At 66.1% G+C, this 23,332-nt stretch carries 34 protein-coding genes; 33 read left to right on the plus strand and 1 reads right to left on the minus strand.

The window, feature by feature from the left end; all coding sequences use genetic code 11:
* Positions 1 to 136 precede the first annotated feature (136 nt).
* Positions 137 to 532 carry a hypothetical protein gene (locus tag P6166_RS04505; RefSeq protein WP_277763324.1) on the plus strand — a complete coding sequence of 132 codons (396 nt, stop codon included), beginning with the start codon at positions 137 to 139 and terminating at the stop codon, positions 530 to 532.
* 25 nt (positions 533 to 557) lie between these two features.
* On the opposite strand, the gene P6166_RS04510 is transcribed toward P6166_RS04505, so the two are convergent.
* Entirely contained in the window at positions 558 to 1,280 is a 723-nt protein-coding gene (locus P6166_RS04510; protein ID WP_277763325.1) for a S24 family peptidase, read from the minus strand.
* Positions 1,281 to 1,362: 82 nt separating this feature from the next.
* On the opposite strand from P6166_RS04510, the gene P6166_RS04515 reads away from it, so the two are divergent.
* The 32 genes from P6166_RS04515 to P6166_RS04675 all read left to right on the plus strand — a co-directional run bounded on the left by P6166_RS04515 (position 1,363) and on the right by P6166_RS04675 (position 23,331).
* A complete protein-coding gene (locus P6166_RS04515) occupies positions 1,363 to 1,608 on the plus strand; it encodes a YdaS family helix-turn-helix protein (RefSeq protein WP_277763326.1) in 246 nt (81 codons plus the stop codon).
* Positions 1,609 to 1,838: 230 nt separating this feature from the next.
* The gene (locus P6166_RS04520; RefSeq protein ID WP_277763327.1) at positions 1,839 to 2,288 is read left to right on the plus strand and encodes a phage regulatory CII family protein; all 450 of its coding nucleotides are present in this window, start codon (positions 1,839 to 1,841) and stop codon (positions 2,286 to 2,288) included.
* A gap of 181 nt (positions 2,289 to 2,469) precedes the next feature.
* On the plus strand, positions 2,470 to 2,640 hold the full coding sequence (locus tag P6166_RS04525) for a hypothetical protein (RefSeq protein WP_277763328.1): 171 nt from the start codon (positions 2,470 to 2,472) through the stop codon (positions 2,638 to 2,640).
* A complete protein-coding gene (locus P6166_RS04530) occupies positions 2,637 to 2,858 on the plus strand; it encodes a hypothetical protein (RefSeq protein WP_277763329.1) in 222 nt (73 codons plus the stop codon). The genes P6166_RS04525 and P6166_RS04530 overlap by 4 nt, the downstream gene beginning before the upstream one ends.
* A complete protein-coding gene (locus P6166_RS04535; RefSeq protein ID WP_277763330.1) occupies positions 2,855 to 3,775 on the plus strand; it encodes a helix-turn-helix domain-containing protein in 921 nt (306 codons plus the stop codon). Before P6166_RS04530 ends, P6166_RS04535 begins: the two co-directional genes overlap by 4 nt.
* Positions 3,729 to 4,331: a hypothetical protein gene (locus P6166_RS04540; protein ID WP_277763331.1), complete on the plus strand. Its 603-nt coding sequence runs from the start codon at positions 3,729 to 3,731 to the stop codon at positions 4,329 to 4,331. Before P6166_RS04535 ends, P6166_RS04540 begins: the two co-directional genes overlap by 47 nt.
* 19 nt (positions 4,332 to 4,350) lie before the next feature.
* Positions 4,351 to 4,503 (plus strand): hypothetical protein, encoded by a 153-nt coding sequence (locus P6166_RS04545; protein ID WP_277763332.1) that lies wholly within the window; start codon positions 4,351 to 4,353, stop codon positions 4,501 to 4,503.
* Positions 4,496 to 4,864 (plus strand): Ref family recombination enhancement nuclease, encoded by a 369-nt coding sequence (locus P6166_RS04550; protein ID WP_277763333.1) that lies wholly within the window; start codon positions 4,496 to 4,498, stop codon positions 4,862 to 4,864. Before P6166_RS04545 ends, P6166_RS04550 begins: the two co-directional genes overlap by 8 nt.
* Complete coding sequence (locus P6166_RS04555) at positions 4,861 to 5,382, plus strand: hypothetical protein (RefSeq protein WP_277763334.1); 522 nt, start codon at positions 4,861 to 4,863, stop codon at positions 5,380 to 5,382. Before P6166_RS04550 ends, P6166_RS04555 begins: the two co-directional genes overlap by 4 nt.
* Positions 5,382 to 5,750 carry a hypothetical protein gene (locus P6166_RS04560; protein WP_277763440.1) on the plus strand — a complete coding sequence of 123 codons (369 nt, stop codon included), beginning with the start codon at positions 5,382 to 5,384 and terminating at the stop codon, positions 5,748 to 5,750. Before P6166_RS04555 ends, P6166_RS04560 begins: the two co-directional genes overlap by 1 nt.
* 207 nt (positions 5,751 to 5,957) lie before the next feature.
* Positions 5,958 to 6,743 carry a hypothetical protein gene (locus P6166_RS04565; protein WP_277763335.1) on the plus strand — a complete coding sequence of 262 codons (786 nt, stop codon included), beginning with the start codon at positions 5,958 to 5,960 and terminating at the stop codon, positions 6,741 to 6,743.
* Positions 6,744 to 6,940: 197 nt separating this feature from the next.
* Positions 6,941 to 7,870, plus strand: coding sequence for a DUF4760 domain-containing protein (locus P6166_RS04570; protein WP_277763336.1), 930 nt, complete (start codon positions 6,941 to 6,943; stop codon positions 7,868 to 7,870).
* 380 nt (positions 7,871 to 8,250) lie between these two features.
* A complete protein-coding gene (locus P6166_RS04575) occupies positions 8,251 to 8,736 on the plus strand; it encodes a glycosyl hydrolase 108 family protein (protein WP_277763337.1) in 486 nt (161 codons plus the stop codon).
* Complete coding sequence (locus tag P6166_RS04580; RefSeq protein WP_130318230.1) at positions 8,736 to 9,056, plus strand: hypothetical protein; 321 nt, start codon at positions 8,736 to 8,738, stop codon at positions 9,054 to 9,056. The genes P6166_RS04575 and P6166_RS04580 overlap by 1 nt, the downstream gene beginning before the upstream one ends.
* The gene (locus P6166_RS04585; RefSeq protein ID WP_057643407.1) at positions 9,053 to 9,274 is read left to right on the plus strand and encodes a hypothetical protein; all 222 of its coding nucleotides are present in this window, start codon (positions 9,053 to 9,055) and stop codon (positions 9,272 to 9,274) included. The genes P6166_RS04580 and P6166_RS04585 overlap by 4 nt, the downstream gene beginning before the upstream one ends.
* Before the next feature lie 2 nt (positions 9,275 to 9,276).
* A complete protein-coding gene (locus P6166_RS04590; protein WP_277763338.1) occupies positions 9,277 to 9,771 on the plus strand; it encodes a lysis system i-spanin subunit Rz in 495 nt (164 codons plus the stop codon).
* A 921-nt stretch (positions 9,772 to 10,692) separates the two neighbouring features.
* A complete protein-coding gene (locus tag P6166_RS04600) occupies positions 10,693 to 11,040 on the plus strand; it encodes a hypothetical protein (protein WP_277763339.1) in 348 nt (115 codons plus the stop codon).
* Between the two features lies 1 nt (position 11,041).
* Positions 11,042 to 12,742: a terminase large subunit gene (locus P6166_RS04605; protein ID WP_277763340.1), complete on the plus strand. Its 1,701-nt coding sequence runs from the start codon at positions 11,042 to 11,044 to the stop codon at positions 12,740 to 12,742.
* Positions 12,739 to 14,022 (plus strand): phage portal protein, encoded by a 1,284-nt coding sequence (locus P6166_RS04610; RefSeq protein ID WP_277763341.1) that lies wholly within the window; start codon positions 12,739 to 12,741, stop codon positions 14,020 to 14,022. Before P6166_RS04605 ends, P6166_RS04610 begins: the two co-directional genes overlap by 4 nt.
* A 5-nt stretch (positions 14,023 to 14,027) precedes the next feature.
* Positions 14,028 to 14,900: a head maturation protease, ClpP-related gene (locus P6166_RS04615; protein ID WP_277763342.1), complete on the plus strand. Its 873-nt coding sequence runs from the start codon at positions 14,028 to 14,030 to the stop codon at positions 14,898 to 14,900.
* Positions 14,901 to 14,914: 14 nt separating this feature from the next.
* Positions 14,915 to 16,249, plus strand: a complete 1,335-nt coding sequence (locus tag P6166_RS04620) for a phage major capsid protein (protein WP_277763343.1) — start codon at positions 14,915 to 14,917, stop codon at positions 16,247 to 16,249.
* 74 nt (positions 16,250 to 16,323) lie between these two features.
* Positions 16,324 to 16,668 (plus strand): hypothetical protein, encoded by a 345-nt coding sequence (locus P6166_RS04625; protein WP_277763344.1) that lies wholly within the window; start codon positions 16,324 to 16,326, stop codon positions 16,666 to 16,668.
* 4 nt (positions 16,669 to 16,672) lie between these two features.
* Complete coding sequence (locus P6166_RS04630; protein WP_277763345.1) at positions 16,673 to 17,020, plus strand: head-tail connector protein; 348 nt, start codon at positions 16,673 to 16,675, stop codon at positions 17,018 to 17,020.
* A gap of 1 nt (position 17,021) precedes the next feature.
* On the plus strand, positions 17,022 to 17,378 hold the full coding sequence (locus P6166_RS04635; protein WP_277763346.1) for a phage head closure protein: 357 nt from the start codon (positions 17,022 to 17,024) through the stop codon (positions 17,376 to 17,378).
* Entirely contained in the window at positions 17,371 to 17,850 is a 480-nt protein-coding gene (locus P6166_RS04640; protein WP_277763347.1) for an HK97 gp10 family phage protein, read from the plus strand. The genes P6166_RS04635 and P6166_RS04640 overlap by 8 nt, the downstream gene beginning before the upstream one ends.
* The gene (locus P6166_RS04645) at positions 17,840 to 18,196 is read left to right on the plus strand and encodes a DUF3168 domain-containing protein (protein ID WP_277763348.1); all 357 of its coding nucleotides are present in this window, start codon (positions 17,840 to 17,842) and stop codon (positions 18,194 to 18,196) included. The genes P6166_RS04640 and P6166_RS04645 overlap by 11 nt, the downstream gene beginning before the upstream one ends.
* A 62-nt stretch (positions 18,197 to 18,258) precedes the next feature.
* A complete protein-coding gene (locus tag P6166_RS04650) occupies positions 18,259 to 18,918 on the plus strand; it encodes a phage tail protein (RefSeq protein ID WP_277763349.1) in 660 nt (219 codons plus the stop codon).
* On the plus strand, positions 18,918 to 19,211 hold the full coding sequence (locus P6166_RS04655; protein ID WP_277763350.1) for a hypothetical protein: 294 nt from the start codon (positions 18,918 to 18,920) through the stop codon (positions 19,209 to 19,211). Before P6166_RS04650 ends, P6166_RS04655 begins: the two co-directional genes overlap by 1 nt.
* Positions 19,175 to 19,519 (plus strand): DUF1799 domain-containing protein, encoded by a 345-nt coding sequence (locus tag P6166_RS04660; RefSeq protein WP_277763351.1) that lies wholly within the window; start codon positions 19,175 to 19,177, stop codon positions 19,517 to 19,519. The genes P6166_RS04655 and P6166_RS04660 overlap by 37 nt, the downstream gene beginning before the upstream one ends.
* Positions 19,520 to 19,609: 90 nt before the next feature.
* Positions 19,610 to 20,191 (plus strand): hypothetical protein, encoded by a 582-nt coding sequence (locus P6166_RS04665; RefSeq protein ID WP_277763352.1) that lies wholly within the window; start codon positions 19,610 to 19,612, stop codon positions 20,189 to 20,191.
* A gap of 69 nt (positions 20,192 to 20,260) precedes the next feature.
* The gene (locus P6166_RS04670; RefSeq protein ID WP_277763353.1) at positions 20,261 to 22,996 is read left to right on the plus strand and encodes a phage tail tape measure protein; all 2,736 of its coding nucleotides are present in this window, start codon (positions 20,261 to 20,263) and stop codon (positions 22,994 to 22,996) included.
* A complete protein-coding gene (locus P6166_RS04675; protein WP_130318244.1) occupies positions 22,996 to 23,331 on the plus strand; it encodes a phage tail protein in 336 nt (111 codons plus the stop codon). Before P6166_RS04670 ends, P6166_RS04675 begins: the two co-directional genes overlap by 1 nt.
* The last annotated feature ends 1 nt before the right edge of the window (position 23,332 follow it).

The raw sequence follows: 23,332 nt of genomic DNA on the forward strand, positions 1-23,332 counted from the left end.
ATAGGGGCGCTAATATTGCCTCTGGGCAGGGTCGGCTATGCTCAGGTGAGGAGACGGGGAGGACAGGATGGAAAGGCGACTTTGTCTATGGGCGGCCGCGGCAGTGCTGGCCGCCGTGGCAGGTAGCGGTTGCGTCATGCCGACAAAGCAGCCGCCCGCGAAGGACGTGCGGATGGCGCCGGCCGAGCGCGTGTTCGCCTTGCCCGATCAGGGGGTGACAAAAGGCGAGGTGGTTATCACCCGCGACGTGGGTCTGATTGGAAGCGGCTGCTTCCTCGGGATATTCGTGGATGGAACCGAAGCGGCCCGGCTCGATCCCTCCGAGCAGGTGCGCTTCCAACTTAGCGCTGGGCGACATGTGCTGACGCCACGCTATATCGGGGGCAATGGCTTGTGCGGAGCCTTCTACAGCGAGAAGGCCGCGACGGCCCGCGCTAGATCAGCGGAGATCACGGTGGACGCTGGACAGAGTAGGCGCTACCGCATCCATACAAACACGGACAACGAGCCGACGATAGAGCCCGTGCTGTAGGGGGAATGCGGCACGCGCCGCAACTTCAGTCGGCCCAGCCGCCTATCCAGTGGACGCGGCCGATCACGGTAATCGGCGATCGGGCGGAATCCATACGCCTGGGTTTTTTCCAGTTGTGATCACCTGTGGGGTTGTCGCTGGCAAAGAACACGATTCCGTCCAGCACCGTAGCGCGTTTCACGAAGTACTCCGGATTGCCATTCCCATGGAACTGCACCAAGTACAGAACGCCATCGACCACGCGCGTGTCAGATGTGTCGAACAGGATGGCATCGCCATCCTTGATGGTCGGTTCCATGCTGTCGCCCCTGCCGTAGTACACGGCGAGAGGGCGGCCGAAGATACCGCGTCGCCGAAGACTAGTGGCCTTGAACTTCAGCTTGTGCGTCTCCGCATACTCATCGGCCTCGGCGCCATTGCCCAAGCCCGCCGCCTGCGAGTAGCCCGTCACGTCCTCCCATTCGGCTTCAGGGGTCGCGCTGGCCCCCAAGCGCTGCTCCGGAAGGTCTGAGCGAATGTCCGTGTCCGCTATGCCGAGGGCTTGGCTGAAGGCCATCAGCGTCCGGTAGTTCATCGGAATGCGGCCGTTCAGGTACTGGCTTACGGCGCCTTGCGTTATCCCGAGCTCGTCTGCCAGCTTCTCCTGGGTCAGTCCGAGATCGCGCGCGCGGGCATGCCACGCCGCCTTGAGGCGGGCGGCAGAGGCTACGTCCTGTGGAGTGGGCTTTGCCCGTCGATTCGAGTCCATATCAGCAACGCTAATGAACGCGGCCGACTGTCGCCATGAGGGGCGCTATTGACTGCAGGATTAGGGGCGCTAATATTGGGCCATGGACCTCGCCACCTACCGACAGGAAAAAGGGCTGTCTCAGGCTGCTCTTGCGGCTCTGCTGACAGCGACTGGATCGCCAGCCACACAGGGACTCGTTTCCCAGTGGGAAAACGGGACGGTGCTGATCCCGCCCGAGCGATGGGCGTTCATCGAGCGCGTGACCGATGGATATGTGACCCATCGAGATCTGCGGCCTGATCTGTTCCCGCCCGCCAAAGGGCAGGAGGTCGCCGATGCTGCATGAGTGCAGGGAGGCGGGGCCGTCCATAGCCAATGCCGTCAATCCTTCCGCAATAGCCGGACGTGCATTTGGCCGTCCGCCCACCGCAATCCGAACACGTTCCCAGCGACCCGCACGATCGTCACGACGTTCGGGGCTCGCTTCCTTGCCGCTTTGATCCTTCGCTGCAGTTCGTCCATGGCGCACAGCCTGCCGGACTGCTCAGTTCCGAACCACGTTCAGGTATTCCGCCCATGAACATCCTCGACGCCGCGCACAAGACCGTGAAGAACTACCCGGGCGGTAGCGAATCGCTAGCTCCGCGCATCGGCATGTCTGCCGCTGTGCTGCGCAACAAGGTCAACCCGAACAACGACACGCACCACCTGACCCTGGTCGAGGCCAGCGAGATCATGGGTGTGACCAGCGACGACAGGATCTTGCACGCGCTGGCGGCCGAGCATGGCTACACGCTGCAGCCAATTTCGACGAGTGCGCATGACACCGTCATGGGCGCGGTGCTGGCCAACGCGTCACAGCAGGGCGCTTTCGCACAGGCTCTCCGCGACGCCCTCTCTGACGGCCTGATCACCGAAAACGAGATGAACTCGCTCAGTGCCGCTGGCACCGCGCAGATGGAGGCCATGGTCCACCTGCTTTCGCGCTTGCGTGCTGTGACTGGTCGGCCCGGAGTCGAGGCATGAGCCGGGGCTCGCTGCGCATGAATGCCACCGAACGCGCGCTGTGCGCGGTGCGCCGTCGCTGGCTGTGGGCCGGCCTCGTTCGGCGCCTGACGGGGAGGGCTGCCTGGTGAGGCGAGGAGACTTTAAAAGGTACGTCGCTGGCCCGCCGATGGCCCCGCTTGAGCCCCGTCTGCCCAAGACCATGCTGGAGGTCCAGCTCGAGCTGGCTACCCACCGGCTGGATGACTTGTGCGGGCGTCTGGCCTCGTGCAGCAGCGAGTGGCGCCGCGTCCGCCTGTCCGAGGAGCTCTTCTATCAGCGCAGAACGGTCGAGCGCCTCAAGGCCGCGGTCGCCGCCGAGGTGAAGCCGTGAGCCGGGCCGCGCAGATTCGCGCGCTGGCCACTGAGCGCTGCAACGTCACCGAGATCGCCTTGGCACTGGGTGCCGAGCCGTCCCAAGTTCGAGAGGTACTCGTGGCGGATGTGCGCTACTCAGGCCGTCTGCATTCGCAGCGCCGCATCGCGCGCGCGTTCAACCATTGGCAGGACAACCAAGCGGCGCGGCATCCGCTGGGGGGTTCGAGGCCATGAGCGTTGAGGCCATCACCTGGGCCCTAAAGCAGCCCATCCGCCAGTCGTCGACAAAGTTCGTGCTGGTGGTTCTGGCCAACTGTGCCAGCGGCGACAGCTGGCTCGCATTTCCGTCTACGGCTTACTTGGCCGAGGCCACGGGACAGGACCGGAAGACCGTCGTCTCGAACCTAGCCAAGCTCCGCGAGTGGGGCCTGATCGAGGACAGCGGCAAGCGGCAGGGCGACACCAGGCAGGTGATCGTCTACCGCCTGCGAGGTCCCGATTTCATGTGGTCCGACGACGGCGGAAAGGGCGGGGAGAAACGGAACAGTTCCGAAAACGGAACAGTTCCGAAAACGGAGGCAAACAGTACCGTTTTTCCCGCCAAACAGTCCCGTTTTTCCCGTGAAGAGTCCCAAAAACGGGACACGGAACCGTCATTAACCGTAAGGAACCGTAAGGAACCGTCATCTGCGCATGCGCGCGACGACGACGGCCGCCTCTCGCCGGATGCGATCGAGCGGGAGCTCGCTGGCCTGCCCCGGATTCCGGCCAACCTCGATCGCGAAGTGCTGGCGAGTTTCGTCCGTCACCGGCGTGTGGGCCGGCGAACCTGGTCGATCAGCTCCTGGCTGGAGCTGCTTCCGCGCTTCGCCGAGCTCGAAGCGCAAGGCCATGACCTCAACGAATCGCTGCGGCAGACGATCCGCGCCGGCTTGCACCTGCCGGTCACCCCGACCTCCAGCACCAGCACCCACGGAAACCACCATGGCGAATCCCTTGCAGACCGCGCTGCCCGGCAGCATGACCACCAGCGCCGTGAATCCGCAGACGGCCCGAGCCGAGGTGCAGGCGTGGGCCGCGGCGGTCACGCCGGAGAACTTGCCGGTGACGTCGTCGACGTCGAATGGCGAGCAGTCGGCACGACTCCATGAGGCGCTGCGCGCGCTGTGGGAGGCGATGCTCGGCATCTATGGCAACACCTGGGCCAGCCAGTACGGACTGAGCCCGATGCGGGAGGGGGAGCTGTCCCAGGCGGGCAAGGCCTGGGCAGAGGCGATCTCCGGGCTGACGCCGCGACACGTCATCGCGGGCATCACCGCAGCCCAGCGATCCGGTCACGAGTTCCCGCCCAACGCGGCACGCTTCCGGATCCTGGCGCTGGGGCTACCCAGCCTCGCGCAGGTGGAGGCCGAATTGGGCCCGGGGCAGGACCGCTCGCCGTTCTCAGTGCTGGTGTGGTCGAAGCTGGACCTGCACCGTTACCGGACAGGGGATGGCCGCGACCAGCATCGGCTGGTGCAGAACGCCTACGAGCAGGCGCTGCGGCTGGTGCAGGCTGGGGAGCCGTTGCCTTCGGCGGCGAAAGCCATCGCGCACGAGCCGATGCGCGCGCCGTTGGTGTCCGACAGAGCGAAGGCGCGCGCTGCCATGGAGCGCGCCGCTGCCGAGCTGAGCGCTGCCTTCGATGGGGGTAGCGATGGCGAGTAAGGCCCGGCAAGGGAAGCTGGTGATCGCGTTGAAGCCGACACCTTCGGACTTTCGTCAGGCCGCGCTGCGCGCGCTGGAGAATCCGTGGGAGACGCCGGACGCGTGCCAGCGCCGCCACGACCACTACATGGCCGAGGCCGAGCGGCTGGAGCGGGAGAGGGGCCATGCGTAGCTCTGCGCCGCCGCCTAACGCTGTCGAGTCGGCGCGAATTGAAGCGTCTAAGGCCGGTCCTTGCATGGCCTGTCTTGTCCTCAACCTGCATGGGAGGCTCGCCGCTGCCCACGTCGTCTACGGCTGCGACTACCAGCACTGCAAGAGCGGCAACCGCCGCCGCGGCCATGCCTTCGGCTTTGCCCTGTGCGTCTGGCACCACCGGCACCAGCCGATGCACGGCCTCTCATTCCGCGAGACCGCTGACCGATACGGTCCGAGCCTCATGGATGGGTCCAGGCGTTTCCACGAGACCTACGGCGCCGACGACGAACTGATCGAGCAGCAGACCGTCATCATCGAAATGAGGCAGGCAGCATGACCACCAGCATCAAGACCGGCATCGGCGCCCGGGTGCGCGCCGTCTTCGAAGCGACTTCCGACGAGCTTTGCATGGCCGACATCTGCGCCGCGCTGGGCATCGTGACTGGGAAGGATCGGAAGCGCGTCGCATGGGCAACGCGGGATCTCGTGGCGGCCGGCTACGTGAGCCAGTCCGGAGAGCGCCTGCACAGCCGCTACCGCTCGACGGGCAAGGTCCAGGTACTGCGTCAGCCGTTGAGTCCGGACGAACTTCGGCAGTACCAGCGCCAAGCCTCCCAGCGGTATCGAGCCCGGCATCCGGAGCGGGTGCGCGAGCTGGAGCGCGCCCGCCGGCGACCGGCGAAAGCACGGCCTGCAGCTCGGCAACCGCGGCTGGCCAGAGTAGGGCTGGGCGCAGCGAACATTCCAGCGCCCGCTGCCGGCGCGCGCGCTGTTCGACCTGTGGAGACCGTTGCCGAGTTCGAGGCACGGGGCGGTCGCGTAGAGGTTCTGCCCGTTTATTGGAGGGCGGCATGATGCTTTCGGTGACACTCCCGTGGCCGGACCGGCTCCTGCATCCAAACGCTCGTACGCACTGGGGCAAGAAGGCCAAGGCCACAAAGGCGGCCCGTGAGGCGGCGTTTGCGCTTGCCCTGCAGGCCGGCTGGCGACGCGCGCTGCTTCCCGAGGGACGCCTGGATCTCTGGGTCGACTTTTACCCTCCGGACCGCCGCCGCCGGGACGATGACGGAATGCTCGCCAGCTTCAAGGCTGCTCGCGACGGACTGGCGCAGGCGCTGGGCATCGACGACAGCAGGTTCTACAGCCATCCGCGCCTGCAGGACGAGGTGCGCCCGGGCGGCGTGGTGGTCGTGCGGATCACGCCAGCAGGGGCGCTGCTATGAAGCCCGGTTTCATGGACGAGCTTGGCGGCCCCCGCACCTCGGTGATCGCCGGTGCCGAACTGGCATTCCGACTGGCCGAGGCGTACCCGCATCGGGTGCCGACGCCGCAGGAGCTGATGGACCGCTGGGGAATGCATCGAGCGACGGCGTATCGCTGGGTGCGGACTATGAAATCGGCCCGAGGCCAACTGACTGGGGAGGGGAACCATGGCTGACGTACGAGAGCTGCTGGCGCGGCTGAATCCGCAAACGATCAAGTTCGACATCGGCAAGGGCGGTGGCGCGCCGGCGCTGACGAACCAGGACATCGCCGCGGCGCTGGCCATGGTGCCGGCTGGCCTGGGTCGCGAGCTTCTGGAGGCCTGCTGGTGGCCGGATGGCGCTGCCCTTCGCCGCCATCGGCTGAGGGATGCAGTGATCGCGCTGGTCGCCCCTGAGCTGCAGCGCCAGCAGCGCCGGCTGGCTGATGCGCGAACGGAGGTTGGTCTGGCCGAGGTCTGCATGGGCTGGTCGGGCACGGTGACCGCGGAGCAACGTGCAGAGCGTGACCGCGCGGCCGAGCGCCTGGGCCATATCAAGCGGCAGTGCTGGCCACGGTCGACCCTGGAATCCTTGCCCACCCTAGCCACCGCCGTAATTGCTGAGATCGCGGGCTGTAACCACTGTACGACTTGCGAGGGACGGGGCCAGGCGATGGCCTGCGAGCTCCTGGTGACGTGCAAGACCTGCTCGGGGTACGGCACTGTGCCGCTCAGCGACAGGGGTAGGGCGGCTGCGATTGGGCGTGATGAGTCCAGCTACCGGGAGGCTTGGAGAGGGGTCTATGAATGGATGCTTCGCCGGATGCAGGAAGCTGAACGGGATGCCGCCGACGCGTTTCGTTTAGCCCTCGGACGTTCGGCCTGGCCTCAGGCCTGCGGAGTCTCTTTGGTGCGTGAGATTAACGACGCTCAACCCAGGACAAAGAGGCCAATTGCAGGCAGTCCAACATAGTGCGAGCATGGGCGCGTCGGACCATCAGGGGCGGTCCGACCTGAAGATTGAAGTCCCTTTGGGCACTAGGAGAGGAAACCAGCCATGAAGATGTTCGATCAAGGCGAAGGCGACTGCTAATCGCACAAAGGGGCCCCGGAAGGGGCCCTTCTATATTGTCTCAGGGGGAAAGCGTGGAACGGAATCCGCATGCGGTGATGAGTCACATCAGTGGCCCGATGGCTTTCGCATTAGTAGCGATCGCCATGTTTATTGCGCTGTGCTTTGGGCTCGACATTGCGGACTATCCAGCTTACGAAGAATACAAGCCTGGGGTTTTCCTGATCATCGGCGGCGCCTTCGTCGTCACGATGGCAATCGCCGTTCGCAGATGCGCTGATAGGGGTGCCAAGAGCATTGGTCAGGTTTGTTTCTGGTCAGTGGTCTTGCTGATTGTCACGCTAACTCTGCTTTACCTTGCGTATTTCATGACCTTCGGACAGATGTCGGCTGGTCCTGACTCTGGTCCGCTCGGGGTCGATAAGCTTCTGAATATCCCACCAGTCATTGCTGCGACCTGGGCCGCCGGATTGGGCTGGTACGTTCATTTTCAAGCAACAGCGAAAGCCCATCGGACCAATAACGCATGGAACTTGCTGATGCAGACGCGCACCAGCAAGGAGTTCCTGCAAAGGGCCGAAGCGATCAACCGGTATTTTCCGCATGGTACCCAGCTAACGGACGATGACGCGTCACTTGCAAATTGGGTGCAGTTGCGCGAGAGAGAGGATCGTTTGGCGCTCCTGCAGGTGGTTAAGGGGCACGATGCTGGGGGCGGCGCTGAGGCTGAACTGAAGCAAGAGATTTCCAAGATCGAAGCGCTTCTCGCAATTCGCTACATGCTCAACTTTTACGAGTTCATGGCGGTGGGCATCGAGAAGAACGATCTGGATGACCATCTGCTCTATGACTCGCTTGGAACCCATGTCCCGTCCATCTATCGGCGAGCTGAGGCCTATGTTCGAAAGGTGCAATCGAAGGATAAGGACTCACTTGCGTTTAGTGCGCTAGATCCTCTCGTCGAGCGGTGGGAAAAGCAGTGCGATAAGGAGCGGGCGGAGCGGGCCGAGAAGGAAAGAAGGTCCTGATGATTTCGTGTGCCGTGAGCAGCTTGTCCTAGGGCGGTGACTATTTCACCTAGCTCGCTCTTCTGCTGCCAGCACGACTGATCAAAGCCTTGGTCGGTCAGCTGACCAGCTGCATTGTTGGCTACCTGGACGTCTAGGTGCTACGGCTTTGAGCTTCGCGCGGCCTAGCCCGCTGGTCATTCGACTCTGTGTTCTCCGAGAATTAGCGCATGTAGCTGGTGCGGGGTTGCTGCCCCCGCACATTCGGACGTAGATTCCTACTATCGCAAGTGAACCGAGCCTCGGCCGACCAGCCGGGGCTTTTTCTTTGCCCATCCTCTCGCCAAATCTACCCTCGGACCACCTGGACCGCAGGACGGGCACCTATTGCCGGAGGCACCATGGCCAGCAGCTTCGACCAGTTCATCGGCCGGGTCCTCTCCCACGAGGGCGGCTACGTCAACGACCCGAAGGACCCGGGCGGCGAGACGCAGTGGGGCATCAGCAAGCGGAGCTACCCGCAGCTCAACATCCGGGCGCTGACCCGCGAGGATGCGGTGGAGATCTACCGCCGCGACTTCTGGGCGCGCGTGCAGGGCGACAAGTTGCCGCAGGCGTTCGCCTTCCAGGCGCTGGATGCAGCGGTGAACCACGGGATCGGGAACGCTGTGCGTTGGCTGCAGCGCGCCGCCGGCGTCGCCGACGACGGGATCATCGGCCCTGCCACGCTGGCCGCGGTGGCACGCGCCCAGCCCGCCGACCTGGTGCTGCTGTTCAATGCCGAGCGGCTGGAGTTCTACACCAAGCTGAGCACGTTCGACACCTTCGGCCGCGGCTGGACGCGCCGCGTGGCCGGGAACCTGCGCTATGCGGCGGGCGACAACTGATGTCGGGGAAGAAGCCCGCCAAGCTGCCGGCCGAGAGCCAGCTGCGCGGCGTCCTGATGGTCCTGGACCAGAAGACGAAGACGCCGACGGCGGAGGTGCTGGGCACGATCCGGACGATGGTCCAGGACGCGCTGGACGTGCTCCAGGAGCGGGACCCGCTGCAGAAGCGGGTGGCATTCGTGCTTCTGGCGGTTCAGCAGTCCACGCAGGTGACCCAGCGCACGGTGCGCGGCAAGCAGCTGACGAGGGTGACGATCGTGGACCAGAGCCTGTACCACTGGGCGCTGGGCGAGATCCACGCACTGGCGGGCGCGGCATGAGCTGGGCCACGCGCAACGCCGGCGCCGGCCGCATCGGCATCGCCGTGCTGATCCTCTTCATGTACGGCATGGCCATGGCCGCGCTGATCACGGTGGCGATCCCGGACAGCAACCGGGACGCCTTCTCGCTGCTGCTGGGCGGCTTGAACACCGCCCTCGGCGGCGTGGTCGGCTACTTCTTCAACATCACCAGCCGGCGCCAGGCCGGCGGGAGCTGAGCGTGAACCGGATCCTGATCGCGGTGGTCGCCTTCGTTGTGTGGTCGGCTGCCGCCTTCGGCGCTGGCTGGGCCTGGAGAGGGGACCGAGCCGAGAAGGCGGACGCCGAGCGGCAGTTCCAGTCGGGCACGGCCGCACTGGCCCAGGTCAACGAAGTCCGCACCACCGAACACACCCAGGCGGCCGCGCTGGCCGACATCGGAGCGAAGCATGAAGAAGACCGCCGGGCAGCCGAGGCTGTCCCTGCTGCTGTGGTCGATGACCTGCGCACTGGCAATCTCCGGCTGCGCGACGACCTTGCCACCTGCAACACCGCCCGCCTGTCCGAAGCCGTCGCCGGCGCCGTCGAACGTGATGCGGGCGCCCAACTACGAGCAGAGGTCGCGGGCGCTCTTGTTCGAGTCGCCCGAGACGCCGACGACCAAGTCCGAGCAGCCCAGGCCGTGATCGAGGCCGATCGAGTTGGGCCGGTCGCACCCAGCGAGGGAGCTCGCTAGAGATGGCAGTGCTTCAGCGCAAGCGTCCCAGCCTGCGTAAGCGCCAGTGGGTGGTCAGGTACATGGGTGGCGAAGCCCAGCCGAACGGCCCACGCCTGATGCGCCTCGGAGATGGGTTGCCGGTCCTGTATACGGGCCAGAATTCGGAGCGCTTCTACGGGTGTGGGGTTCATGGTGCACTCCGACAGAAGGGCGACCACATTGAACTGCTCGAAGTAGGGGAGTGTTACGGGACGCGCGGACGCGGGTACGTGGCAGGCACAACGCTAAACGTCCTCAGGTTTCCGCACGCACGCTCGTCGCATGCCAGCGTCGACCAACCTCTGCAGGCCCACCATTGATGGCACGCCTGCACACCGTTCCCTCGCGCCTGCAGCAGGTGCCCAGCAGGTTGGCCACGGTCAACTCGGATAGCTGGAGGGCAGGGAAGCAGGGCAGCACGGCGCGTGGCTACGGCTACCAGTGGCAGCAGTACCGCCTGCGGTACCTGGCGCAGCACCCGCTGTGCGTGATGTGCGAGGCCGCAGGCCGGGTGGAGGCTGCGGTGGTGGTGGACCACGTGGTGCCGCATGAGGGGGACCAGCAGTTGTTCTGGTCGGCGTCGAACCACCAGGCGCTCTGCAAGCCCTGCCACGACGGCACGAAGCAGCGGCAGGAGGCAGCAGACCGCTCGGCTGGGCGCGCCACCACGGGCCGACTGCGGGCATCCAGCGCCCCCCCCGGCACGACCCCGAGCCGACCCGGGAGGGGTGGGTCGAAAGTCGGCGCGGTTCCGAAAAGCTAGACCGGCTGTCCTCTCATGCAGAGAAAAAATCCCCCTTTCAGTGAGGTAATCAGCAAATGGCAGGCGTGAAGGGCAAGAGCGGCGGCCCGCGGAAGAACGCAGGCGGCGCAAGGCCTGGCGCCGGTCGGAAGCCCAAGATGACCACCCCGGCGAAGGCTGCGAAATCAGCAAATACCAAGGCCAAGCCGAAGGCGGCGACCTCGGTGGCGGTGAAGCTGGAAGCTCAGCCGCACGGCGGCGCTCTGAAGCGCTCGAAAGAGCAGCCCGTCGAGCAGGAGGAGCAGGACATGCTGACCCTGTTGCAGAACATCGCGCTGGGCAAGACTGCTGCCAATGCCATCCAGGTGAAGGCGGCGGTGGCCGCCGTGCAGTACACACACGCCAAGAAGGGCGAGGGCGGCAAGAAGGAAGAGCGGCAGAAGGCCGCGGAGAAGGTCGGCGGGCGGTTCGCGCCGACCGCCCCGCCCCGGGCGCGGATGAACTGACGTGGTTCCTACGTATTCCACCGCCTGCCCGGATTGGGCGGCGCGGTTGCGCGCGGGTGCATCGATCATCCCGCCGCCGATCTTTCCTGATCGAGCCGAGGAGGCGTTGCGGGTTTTCAAGCAGCTGCGGATCGTCGATGCGCCGGGCAGCCCGACGTTTGGCGAGGCCTGCGACCAGTGGGTGTTCGACTTCGTGGCGGCCATCTTCGGCGCCTATGACGCGGAGACCGGTCGGCGGCTGATCCGGGAAGTGCTGATGCTCATCCCGAAGAAGAACAGCAAGTCCACGCTGGCGGCCGGGATCATGGTCACCGCGATGATCCTCAACTGGCGCATGTCCGCCGAGATGATCATCCTGGCACCGACCATCAAGATCGCCAACAACGCCTTCGCGCCGGCGCGCGACATGATCAAGGCGGACGACGAGCTGGTCGAGCTGTTCCAGGTGCAGGACCACATCCGCACGATCACGCACCGGCTGACCAAGGCCACGCTGACCGTGCTGGCCGCCGATAGCGACACGGTCGGCGGCAACAAGGCGAGCTGGGTCCTCATCGACGAGGAGTGGCTGTTCGGCAAGAAAGCGAACACGGATGCGATGTTCCGCGAAGCGACCGGCGGGTTGACCTCACGCCCGGAAGGCATCGTGATCAAGTTGAGCACCCAGTCGGATGAGCCGCCCGCGGGCGTCTTCAAAGCGGACCTGCAGCGGATGCGGTCGATCCGAGACGGACTGATCGTCGATGTGACCTCTCTGCCGGTGCTTTACGAGCATCCGCCGGAGATGGTCGCCTCGGGGGAGCACCTGAAGCTGGAGAACCTGCGGCTGGTGAACCCGAACTTCGGGATATCGGTAGACGCGGAGTACCTGCGCCGCGAGTACATAAAGGCGGACCAGGAAGGCGAGCACGCGCTGCGCGGATTCCTGGCCAAGCATGGCAACGTCGAAGTCGGCCAGAACCTTCGCTCGGACCGCTGGGCCGGCGCAGATTTCTGGGAGTGCCGGGCGGATCGCGCGCTGTCCATTGAGGATTTGATTGAGCGGTGCGACGTCGTGACGTTCGGCATCGACGGCGGCGGCCTGGACGATCTCCTGGGATTGGCGGCCCTTGGCCGAGAACGCCAGACCCGTCGGTGGGTCGCCTGGTGCCACGCATGGGCCCACGAGATCGTGCTGGAGCGGCGCAAGGACGTGGTGTCGAGCCTGCGCGACTTCGAACGCGACGGCGACCTCACGATCGTCCAGCGGCCAGGGCTGGACGTGCAGCAGGTTGCGGACGTGATCTGCCAGGTGCTCGATGCGGGGCTACTGCCGGAGGAGCACGCCATCGGCGTTGACCCGGCGGGCATTGGTGCCATCGTCGATGAGCTGACCACCGAAGACCGTGGCGTGGACATGAAGCAGATTGTGGCCGTGTCGCAAGGCTGGAAGCTCAACGGCGCGATCAAGACCGCGGAACGGGCGCTGGCTGGCGGGTCGCTCATCCACGGAGGACAGCCCATGATGGCGTGGTGCGTCGGCAACGCGAAGGTGGTGCCGACTGGCAATGCCATCACCATCACGAAGCAAGTCAGTGGCTCGGCAAAGATCGACCCACTGATGGCTCTCTTCAACGCCGTGTCGCTGATGGCGCTCAACCCTGAAGGACAAGGCTGTATGGACGACTGGCTCAGCAACCCGGTGAGGGCAGGCCGCGCATGAAGATCAAGCCGACCGGCGGCATCGTCAGCCGCGTGCGCGCCGCCGTGGATGGCTGGGTGCGCTCGTTCACGCTGCGTGACAGCGAACTGTACGCGGACCGTGTGCTGGCCAGCGAGGCGGGCGTGGAGGTCACGGCCAAGACGGTGCTGCAGCTCGACGCGGTCTGGTCGTGCGTGCGTCTGATCTCCGAGACCATCGCCACGCTGCCCCTGTCGATGTACGAGCGCACCTCGGCAGGCAAGCGCGTGGCCAGCCAGCACCCGCTGCATTTCGTCATCCATGACCAGCCGAACGACGAATCGACGGCAGCGGTGTTCTGGGAAGCGATGGTGGTGGCCATGTTGCTGCGCGGGAACGGGCGCGCGGAGAAGCTGTACGCCGGCCCGCGGCTGATCGGCCTGATGCTCCTCGATCCGGACAAGCTCACGATCAATCGGGACCAGCGCGGTAACAAGATTTACCGGTACCTGAAGCAGGACGGGACGCCTCGCGTAATTCCGGCCTCGCGGATCTGGACCCTGCCGGGCTTTACGCTGGACGGCCAGCATGGCGTCTCGGTGATCCGCTACGGCGCGAAGGTCTTCGGCAACGCGATGGCAGCAGACAAGGCTGCTGCGCAGACCTTTCGCAACGGTCTGCTGCAGACCATCTACTACAAGGTCAGCGCGTTCCTGAACCCGAAGCAGCGCGCTGAGTTCAAGGCCAATCTCGTCGGCTCGATCGAGCGGGGCGAGGCACCGCTGCTGGAAGGCGGGACCGAGGCCGGTACGCTGGGAGTAAACCCGTCCGACGCTCAGCTGCTGGAATCGCGCGGCTTCTCGGTCGAGTCCATCTGCCGCTGGTTCCGCGTCCCACCGTGGATGGTTGGCCATACCGAGAAGTCGACCAGCTGGGGTACCGGCATCGAGCAGCAGATGATCGGCTTCCTGACCTTCACGCTCGGCCCCTGGCTGCGTCGGATCGAGCAGGGCATCAGCAAGGACCTACTGACTCCTGGCGAGCGCCTGCGGTACTACCCGAAGTTCAACGTGGAAGGCCTGCTGCGCGCCGACAGCGCCGGCCGCGCGGCCTTCTACGCCGCCATGGTGAATAACGGCATCCTGACCCGCGACGAGGTGCGCGAGCTTGAGGACCGCGAGGCCATGGGCGGCAACGCTGCCGTGCTCACCGTGCAGTCGGCCATGACCACGCTGGACGGAATCGGCACCAGCACCGACGCCAACCAGGCCCGGGCCGCGATCCTTGCGTTCCTGGGCTTCTCCGACGACCAGAAGGACTGATCCTCATGACCATCAAGACGTTGCCGGGTGCTCCGGAGGGTCGGCCGTGCGCCGGCGTCAGCAGTCAGCTGCAGCCGCGCGCCCTTGACCGCTGGAACGCGGGCGTGCGCGCCGCGGCCGACAGCGAGGGCGAGCGCAGCATCAGCATCTACGACGTGATCGGCTACGACTACTGGACCGGCGATGGCGTCACCGCAAAGCGCATAGCCGCAGCGCTGCGCGGTATGGGCGCCGGCCCGGTCACCGTGAACATCAACTCGCCCGGCGGCGACATGTTCGAAGGCCTGGCCATCTACAACCTGCTGCGCGAGCACGACGGCGAGGTGACCGTGAAGGTCCTCGGCCTGGCCGCCTCCGCGGCTTCGGTCATCGCCATGGCCGGCGACAAGATCCAGATCGCCCGCGCGGCGTTCCTGATGATCCACAACGCCTGGGTCATGGCCGTGGGCAACCGGCACGACCTCGAGGAGGTTGCCGCAACCCTCAAGCCCTTCGACGACGCGATGGCCAGCATCTACGCCGCGCAGACCGGCCAGGACAGCACGGCCATGGCGAAGCTCATGGACCGCGAGACCTGGATCGCCGGCGAGGCCGCGGTAGAGGACGGCTTCGCCGACGAGCTTCTGCCCTCCGACAAAGTCGAAAAGGGCGCCAGCAAGGCAGGCGCCTCTGCCGTACGCCGCATTGAGTCGGCGCTGCGCGCCAGCGGGATGCCGAAGAGCGAGGCGATGCGCCTCATCAGCGAGATCAAGACCAGCTCGGGTGACCCGGCTGGCGGCGGTGAGGGAGATCCCACCGAACCCGGCGACGACGCCGGCGCAGTACCCAGCGAGGAGGCGTTCGCCGCCGCGCTGCGCAGCTTTTCCCTCACCCAGTAACCAACGGAGACACCATGAACACCAAGAAGTACCTCTACCTGCTGGCGATCACCGCGATCGTCGCGCTGTTCTTCACCTTCGACGCGGGCGCTGCCACCCTGGTGCAGCACCTGCTGCACTCGGATCACGCCGGTGCCGTGATGGCCGCCCCGGTCATGGCCGCACTGCCCGAAGGCATCAAGGCCGAGCTGGAGCGCATCGGCGACCAGGTCAAAGCCATGGCCGAGCAGGCGCAGAGCGAGATCAAGGCTCATGCAAAGCTGGCCGATGAGACCAAGGCCAAGGTCGACGAACTGCTGATGAGGCAGGGTGAGCTGCAGGCCAACCTGCAGGGCGCCGAGCAGAAGCTGGCAAAGATCGAGGCGAACGGCGCCGGCGGCGACGTCCAGCACCAGACCTTCGGCGAGCAGTTCATCGGCAGCGATCAGTGGAAGGCCTTCCGCAGCCAGACCACCCCGCGCGGCCGAGTGGATATGACGTTCCAGGCGGCGATCACGAGCATCACCACCGACACCGACGGCGCTGCCGGCGATCTGGTCCAGACCACCCGCCTGCCGGGCATCATCGCGCCGCCGGACCGCCGCATGACGGTGCGCGACCTGATCACTCCTGGCCGCATGGACGGCAGCACACTGGAGTACGTGAAAGAGACCGGTTTCACCAACAACGCCGGCATGGTTGCCGAGGGCGCGAAGAAGCCCGAGTCGACCCTGAAGTTCGACCTGGTGAACACCAGCGCCAAGGTCATCGCGCACTTCGTGAAGGCCTCGCGCCAGATCCTGGACGACGCCTCGCAGCTGCAGAGCTACATCGACGGCCGCCTGCGCTACGGCCTGGCCTTCAAGGAAGAGCAGCAGCTGCTCAACGGCGACGGCACCGGCCAGAACCTGCTCGGCATCATCCCGCAGGCCACTGCGTACGCCGCGCCGTTCGATCCGGGCGACGTCACCGTGATCGACCAGATCCGGCTGGCGATGCTGCAGGCCGAGCTGGCGGAGTACCCGGCCACCGGCATCGTGCTGAACCCGACGGACTGGGCGCGCGTCGAGCTGCTGAAGGACACCACCGGCCGCTACATCATCGGCAACCCGCAGGGCGTCATCGGCGCCAGCCTGTGGAACCGTCCGGTCGTGGCCACCCAGGCCATCGCGGTGGACAAGTTCCTCACCGGTGCCTTCCGCCTGGGCGCGCAGGTGTTCGATCGCTGGCAGGCCCGCGTCGAGGTGGCGACGGAGAACGAGGACGACTTCGTCAAGAACCTGGTCACGATCCTGGCCGAGGAGCGTCTGGCGCTGGCGGTGTACCGCCCGCAGGCCTTCATCTACGGCGACCTGGGCAACGTGGCCTGATCGCAGCGCCGCCTGTCCGCAGGTGGCATTGAGGGGCGCGCTTCGGCGCGCCTCTCCTCTTTCGGAGGTATCCCATGCTCATCAAGTTCAAGAACCCAGATCCGCGCGCCGGACAGACCGTCCGCATGGACAGCAGCCGCGGGCAGTACTTCATCGACACCGGTTCCGCGGACCTGGTCAAGGAAGGCGCCGTGACGGACGTCCAGTCGCCCGCGCCGCCCGTCGACGGCCCGACCCCCGGCGAGCAGCTGGTCTCGGGCACGGCTGCCGAGGTCATCGCCAGCCTGGACGCCGTGACGGACGTCGAGCTGGGCCGCGCCGCGCTGGCGGCCGAGCAGGCCGAGGCCGGCAAAAAGCGCAAGACGGTGGTCGAGGCGCTGACCGCGCGCATCGCCGTGCTCGAGCAGCCGCAGGCCTGAATCTGTGGACCTGATCACCCTTGAGCAGGCCCGGCAGCACTGCCGGGCCGATGCCGGCGACGACGACATGCTGACCGTATACGCCGACGCCGCGGAGCAGGCCGCGCAGGACTTCCTCAACCGGCGTGTGTTCAAGGACGCCGATGCGCTGGCCGACGCGGTGATCGACGAGGTCGCTGGCGACGATCCCATGGTGGTCACCAAGCCGGTGGTTGCCGCCATCCTGCTGATCCTCGGCCATCTGTACCGCACGCGCGAGGACGTGCAGACCGGCCAAGGCGCCGCCGCGGTCCAAATCCCGATGGGCGCCCACAGCCTGCTGTGGCCGTACCGCGTCGGGCTGGGGGTTTGAGGTGAGCATCGCCGCCGGCGAGCTGAACCGCCGCATCCGCATCGAGCGGCGCGGCACCGGGACGGATGGCTGGGGCCAGCCTATCGAGGAGTGGGCGCTGGTGGGCGAGGTGTGGGCCGGCATCGGGAACGAGACCGGCATGGGCGCCATTCGCTCCAGCTTGCAGGGCAATGTGCCCGCGTCCATCGCGCGCTACAGCTTCCTCGTGCGCTTTCAGACCGCGCAGGCGCTCGCTATCGACCAGGGCATGCGCATCGTCCACGACGGCCTGGTGTTCGACATCAAGGGCGTCACGCGCGACCTGAAGGACCGGGAGCGCGCGTACATCCTGGCCGAGCAGGGCGGGAACAATGGCTAGCCGGGTGAACCTGTCCAGTGCGCTCGCCGGACTCGACAACCTGGGCGAGATGACCACGAGCGTGGCGCGCTCAATGGGCGTGGCCGCCGGCCAGGCCGTCCGCGGCGAGGCAAAGGCCCGCGCGCCGGTAGACGACGGCACGCTGCGCGACTCGATCTACCTGGCCTACCGCGAGGGCGAGTCCAGCGACGCGCGAGTCGTCTACCAGATCAGCTGGAACAGCAAGAAGGCGCCGCACGGCCACCTGTTGGAGTTCGGCCACTGGCGCACCAACGTGCTGGTGCGCGGCGAGGACGGGAAGTGGCGCGCAACCACGGAGCTGCTGCCGGCGCCGGTGTGGACTCCGGCGTACCCATTCCTGCGGCCCGCCTACGAGGCGACCCTGGCGCGTCTCACGGAGATCGCCGCGGCGCGCGGGCGCAAGCGCCTGGCCGAGCTTCTGAGCGGGGAGGGTGAAGGCGATGCCGTATGAGCCGCTGCTGCATGGGCTGGTCGCGCCGCTGCTGAGCGGTCGGTTCTACGCCGACGTGCTTCCGGACAATCCGACCTATCCCTGCGGCGTCTACCAGCAGGTCGGCGGCCGCGGCCTGTGGTTCGCCGAGGGCGCGATGCCTGATCACAAGCACGCGCGCCTGCAGATCACCCTCTGGGCGGGAAGCCGCGCCGAGGCCAACACGCTGATGCGCGCCATCGAGGGCGTGCTGTGCACGAGCCTGCCGAAGTCCGAAGTGATCGGCGCGCTGACCGCGACCTACGAGGACGCGATCAAGAAGTACGGGGCCCGGCAGGACTTCGGACTCTGGTACCCCGACCCCTGAGCAGTTCTCTCCACCGCCCGGCGTCGCGCCGGGCTTTTTTTTGACCAAAGCGAGGTTTTCCCATGGCACTGAAGCTCCCCAAGGGCATCCAGTTCGGTTTCGCGTCGGTGCTTTCCAGCGCCATCGCGGCGACCGCATTCTCCAAGGCCGATCCGACCGTTGCCACCGTCGCCACCGGCGAGGTTGATGAGGGCGAGGTTGTCCTTATCCAGCTCGCTGGCTGGCCGCTGCTCAACAACAAGGTCGCGGTCGCGGGCGAGGAAGTTGCGGGCGCGCTGCCCCTGCTGGGCGCCGACACCTCCGATTCGGTGCTCTTCCCCGGCACCAGCGGCGCCGGCACCCTGCTGATCGCCGGCGAGTTCGTGGACTACACCCAGCAGGGCGACCCTTCCTCGTCTGGGGGTGACCAGCAGTACTGGCAGGGCACCCTCCTCGAAGATCCGACCGGCCGGCAGATTTCGATCCCCACCACGAAGAACGCCAAGACCCTGACCCTGCCCACCTACTACGATCCGAAGCTGCCCTGGTACAAGGCGGCGAAGGCGGTCGACGCGCGCAGCGAGCCCATCATCCTGCGCTGCAAGATCCCGGGCGGCGATGTGCTGTACTGGTACGGCTACATGTCCTTCGACGGCGACCCGACCATCGCGGCGAACACGCCGATGGGCAACACTATGACGTTCACCGCGCTGAGCGAGTCGACCCTGGTGGAGGCTGTCTGATGCCCGTACGCAAGGGCGAGGCCCCCAGGCAACTGCCGGCGGAGCTGAACTTCAGCTCCGCGGCGGAGAAGTTTGCGCTGAACGTGAAGTTCGTCAACCACACCAGCAAGGAATACCGCGAGCACAAGGGCACGATTGGCGAGCTGGTGCTGTGGCTGATCGACGATTGGGACGCGGAGTATCCGCTGACCGTGGATGGCATCTCCGACTTCGAGGATGAGCACCCGGGCATCAGTCAGGGCCTGATCGAAGCCTGGTGGCGCGCGCGCACGGTGGCGCTGGAAAAAAACTGATCGAGGCGGTCGGGGCGCTGTACTTCCGCGTCCCGACCGCCGCCGAACTCGAAGGCACCGGCTTCAAGCCGAAGCACTACGTCGCCCCGGTGGTCGACCTCTGGCCCGAGAACCACCGCGCTGTGGACTTGTTCCGGCGCATTTCCAACCAGTGGCGCTGCGGCGCGGGCGGTCCTATCGGCCTGGACTACGGCGTCGTCTTCAACGAGATGGCCCACGCCGGGATCACCGGCCAGGAGCGGGACGAGGTCATGGGCGCGCTGGCCGTAATTGAGGCGGCTGCGCTTCGAGCTCTTGCCGAAGCTTGAGGCGCCGTTTCCGGGGCGATGGAACGGCCCGCTCAGCTGTGGTAGATAGGCCGCACGGCAGGCATGACGCCTGTTGCACAGGGGAAAGGAATGAACAGAAAATTTGCTGCCAGCGTTTGCTTAGTGGCTCTATTCTGTGCGGGGTGTTCAACGGTAGGGGTTTCGGGCGGCGACTTGCGCACGGTTCGCGTGGGTTCGCTCGACAAGGGTCGATCCAAAGAGCAGCAGGAAGAGGATCGGCGAGTGGAGGAAGCCCTTAAGCAGGCGATGGCCGTCTGTGACAGACGCCTATCCTCGTTCGAAGCAAGCTCCCGCACCCAGCGGAAGTGGGCACTGGGTGTCTATTTGACTGGACTGGTTGCTGGTTCGATCGTGGTCCCAGCCCTTGCGGCTGCGAATGCATCGGCCAATGCCGCCACGATCGCAGGGCTCAGCGGTCTCGCAGGCGCCTCCGGCCTTACAGGAAAGGCGCTGGAATCGACTGGATTGGGAGGCGCTGCCGACGCCGAGACTCGGAATGAGATTGCTGCGAAGGTGAGAGAGCAGGTGAAGATCGCGATCACCGGAGCTAACGAGGAGCAGGTGCGCATGGGCGCGGTGGCGATGATAGCTGCCGAGTGTTCCATTTACTCGATAAAAGTGCCGAGTACTCTCGCTTCCGACAAGCCGTAGAGACGCCCTAGAAGCGGCTCAACAAAGCCCGCCATCTGGCGGGCTTCTTTTTTGCACGAAGGATTCCCAATGTCAGACCAGAGCATTGGCACCGCCCGAATTGAAATCGAGATCGACAACAGCAAGGTCGAGCCCGGCATCAATCGCGCGAAGCAGTCGGTTTCCTCGCTCACCACGGAGGTAGAGCAGGGTAGCCAGCGGCAGGTCCAGGCCACGACGCGACAGATTCGTGCGCTGGAGCGGCAGATCGCCACCCTCGGCAAGGACCGCGAGGAGATCATCCGTTGGCGCATCGCGCAGCAGGCGAGCGGTGACCAAGCTGCTCGCCTTACGGCATTGCTGGACAAGCAGGTCCAGTCGATGAAGGGGGCGGCAACCGCTTCCGGCCAGTACCGCGCCGCCCTGCGCAGCCTGCCCGCACAGGGCACCGACATCGTGACCCAGCTGGCCGGCGGCCAGAACCTGGGCCTGGTGCTGCTGCAGCAGGGTGGCCAGATCCGCGACCAGTTCGGCAGCGCCAGCCTGGCGATCCGTGGCGTCGGCACGGCGCTCGCGGGCCTCGTGAACCCGATCACCCTGACGGTGGCCGGCATAGGCGCGCTGGCGCTGGCGTGGAACGCAGCCCGCCAGGAGCAGGCGGCCTTCCAGAGCGCGCTCATCCTGACCGGCGACTACGCAGGCAAGTCAGTCACCCAGCTGCAGTCGCTGGCGCTGCAGCTGGACCAGCTTGACGGTGTCACGCGCGGCGGCGCCACAGATGCGGTGCGGGCGGTGGCCGAATCGGGGCGCTTCGCCGGCCAGCAGTTCGACCTGGTCGCCACCGCCGCAGCGCGGATGGAGGCCAGCGCCGGCCAGGCGATCGACACGACTATCGACCGCTTCAAGGACATCGCCAACGACCCGGTCAAGGCGCTGCTCAAGCTAAACGAGGCCGAGCACTTCCTGACGCAGGCCCAGATCGACCGCATCCGGCAGCTCGAGGAAGAGGGCCGCGCGCAGGATGCCGCATCGGAAGGCGTCCGCATCTACGCCGAGCACCTGGATGAGGTCGCGCGCCGGTCGGAAGCCGCGCTCCCCGCCACCACCAAGCTCTGGCGCGAGGCCACGGACTACGCCAGCCAGTTGGTCGGTGAGGTCAAGACCTACGCGGACCTGCTCGCCCGCGTGGCCGCGATGAAGCTGGGTGGCACCGGCGTACAGGGCCTCAGCGACCTTCTTCCCATCGGCAATCTGCAGCAGCTGCAGCTGCTCAATGCGTACGGGCGCAAGTACCTTGCGGCGCAGAATCCCGCCGACGCCAGCATCGCTGGCCGGCCGCAGCACTCGCCCGGCAGCGGCGCGTCCGGCGCTATCGTCGATTCTGCCGAGGTCGAGCGCCAGATCAAGCTGGAGAAGGAGTGGACCCAGCTCACCCAGCAGAGCCTCGACAAGGAAGGGAAGAAGCGCAAGGAGATCAACGACGCCCGGGAGCTGGGCAACAAGCTCGGCAAGACCCAGGCGGAGATCTCCGCGCAGGTCGCGGCCATCGAGGCGAAGTACGCCGACAAGGCGGCCGGCAACGCCGCGGCGGCCAAGGCCAAAGCAGACTCGAACAGCGCGCAGACGCTGGTGGAGTCGATCCAGCGGCAGATCACGGCAAACGAGCAGCTGCGCGATACCGGCGACAAGGTGACGGCCGGCGATCAGCTGGCCATCCAGGCCAAGCAGATGCTGGCCGACAAGAACAACCAGATGTCCGCGAGCTCCCGCGCGCTGCTCAAGGCCATCCTGCCCGAGCTGGAGACCAGCGAAGCGCTCACGGACAGCTACACCAAGCAGGAGAAGGCGAAGGAGGCGCTGGCGCGCCAGAACGCCATCTTCGCTCAGCAATCGGAGAACCAGCGGCGGGCCAACGAGGCGGACCTCGTCCAGATCGGGCACGGCTCCGAGGCTTCGGAGCTACTTCGTAGGCAGCTCGACATTCGCCGCGCCTATGAGGACGAACTTAAGCGCCTGGGCGACCGCAGCGTGGCGGCGGACAAGGACAGCTGGGACGCTCAGAAGGCCAACGCCGAGCGGCACCTGGCGGACATGCTGGAAACGGAGCGCGAGTACCAGGCTGAGCGCATTGCCATGATGGGCGACTGGCGCAACGGCGCGAACGCGGCATGGGAGGAGTATCGCGCCCAGGCAGGCGACGTCGCGAGCCAGACGCAGCACCTGCTCGAGAACGCGTTCACGGGCGCGGAAGATGCCTTCGTGAAGTTCGTCCAGACCGGTAAGTTGTCCTTCACCGACCTGGCGAATTCCATCATCGCAGACCTCGCGCGCATCGCGGCCAAACAAGCGATCGTGGGCATCGTCAACATGGTCGCCAGCGCGTTCACCGGTAGCGCGGGAGGCGTGTCGGGTACCTACAGCGCGCAGAGCTTCGGCAACAATACCGACTGGCTGAACAACGGCGCCGGCTACAGCTTCGGTGGTGGGCGCGCCGCGGGCGGACCTGTCTCCCGGTCCTCGCTTTATGAGGTCGGGGAGAACAACAAGCCGGAAATCTTCAGTACCGGCGGACGCAGCTACCTCATTCCCGGCAACGACGGCACCGTGCGGCCGATCTCTGCGGCAAGCCGCACGACTGGCGCTGCCGCTTCGCCAGTCGTGAACATCGCGGTGACCGTGGATAGCGGCGGAAGCCAGGACGAGGTGTCCGGAAGCACAGACACGCAGGCCAGGCAGCTCGCCGGCCTCATCAAGGCGCAGGTGGTCGAGGTGCTGATCCAGCAGCAGCGCCCCGGCGGCATGTTCAGCGCTTCGAGGGCTCGCTGATGGCTGACATCTTCGGTTGGCGCCCCACGGCGCAGAGCAGCAGCGGCACTGCCGCCGGCAAGGTGAGCCGTGCCCAGTTCGGCGACGGCTACAGCCAGTCGAGCGCCGACGGGATCAACCCCATCTCGCGCGAATGGCAGGTGAGCTTCACCGACCGCGAGTCCGTTATCCAGGCCGTCGCCTCCTTCCTGGACGCCCACGTGGGCCAATCCTTCCTGTGGAAGCCACCGCTTGCGGCGCAGGGCCTCTACCAGTGCGATGGCTACAACGCCAGCGACAACGGCGGAGGCATCTTCACGCTCTCCGCAACCTTCCAGCAATCCTTCCAGCCCTGAG

The sequence above is a fragment of the Stenotrophomonas sp. HITSZ_GD genome (genome assembly GCF_029543105.1).
GTDB lineage: Bacteria > Pseudomonadota > Gammaproteobacteria > Xanthomonadales > Xanthomonadaceae > Stenotrophomonas_A.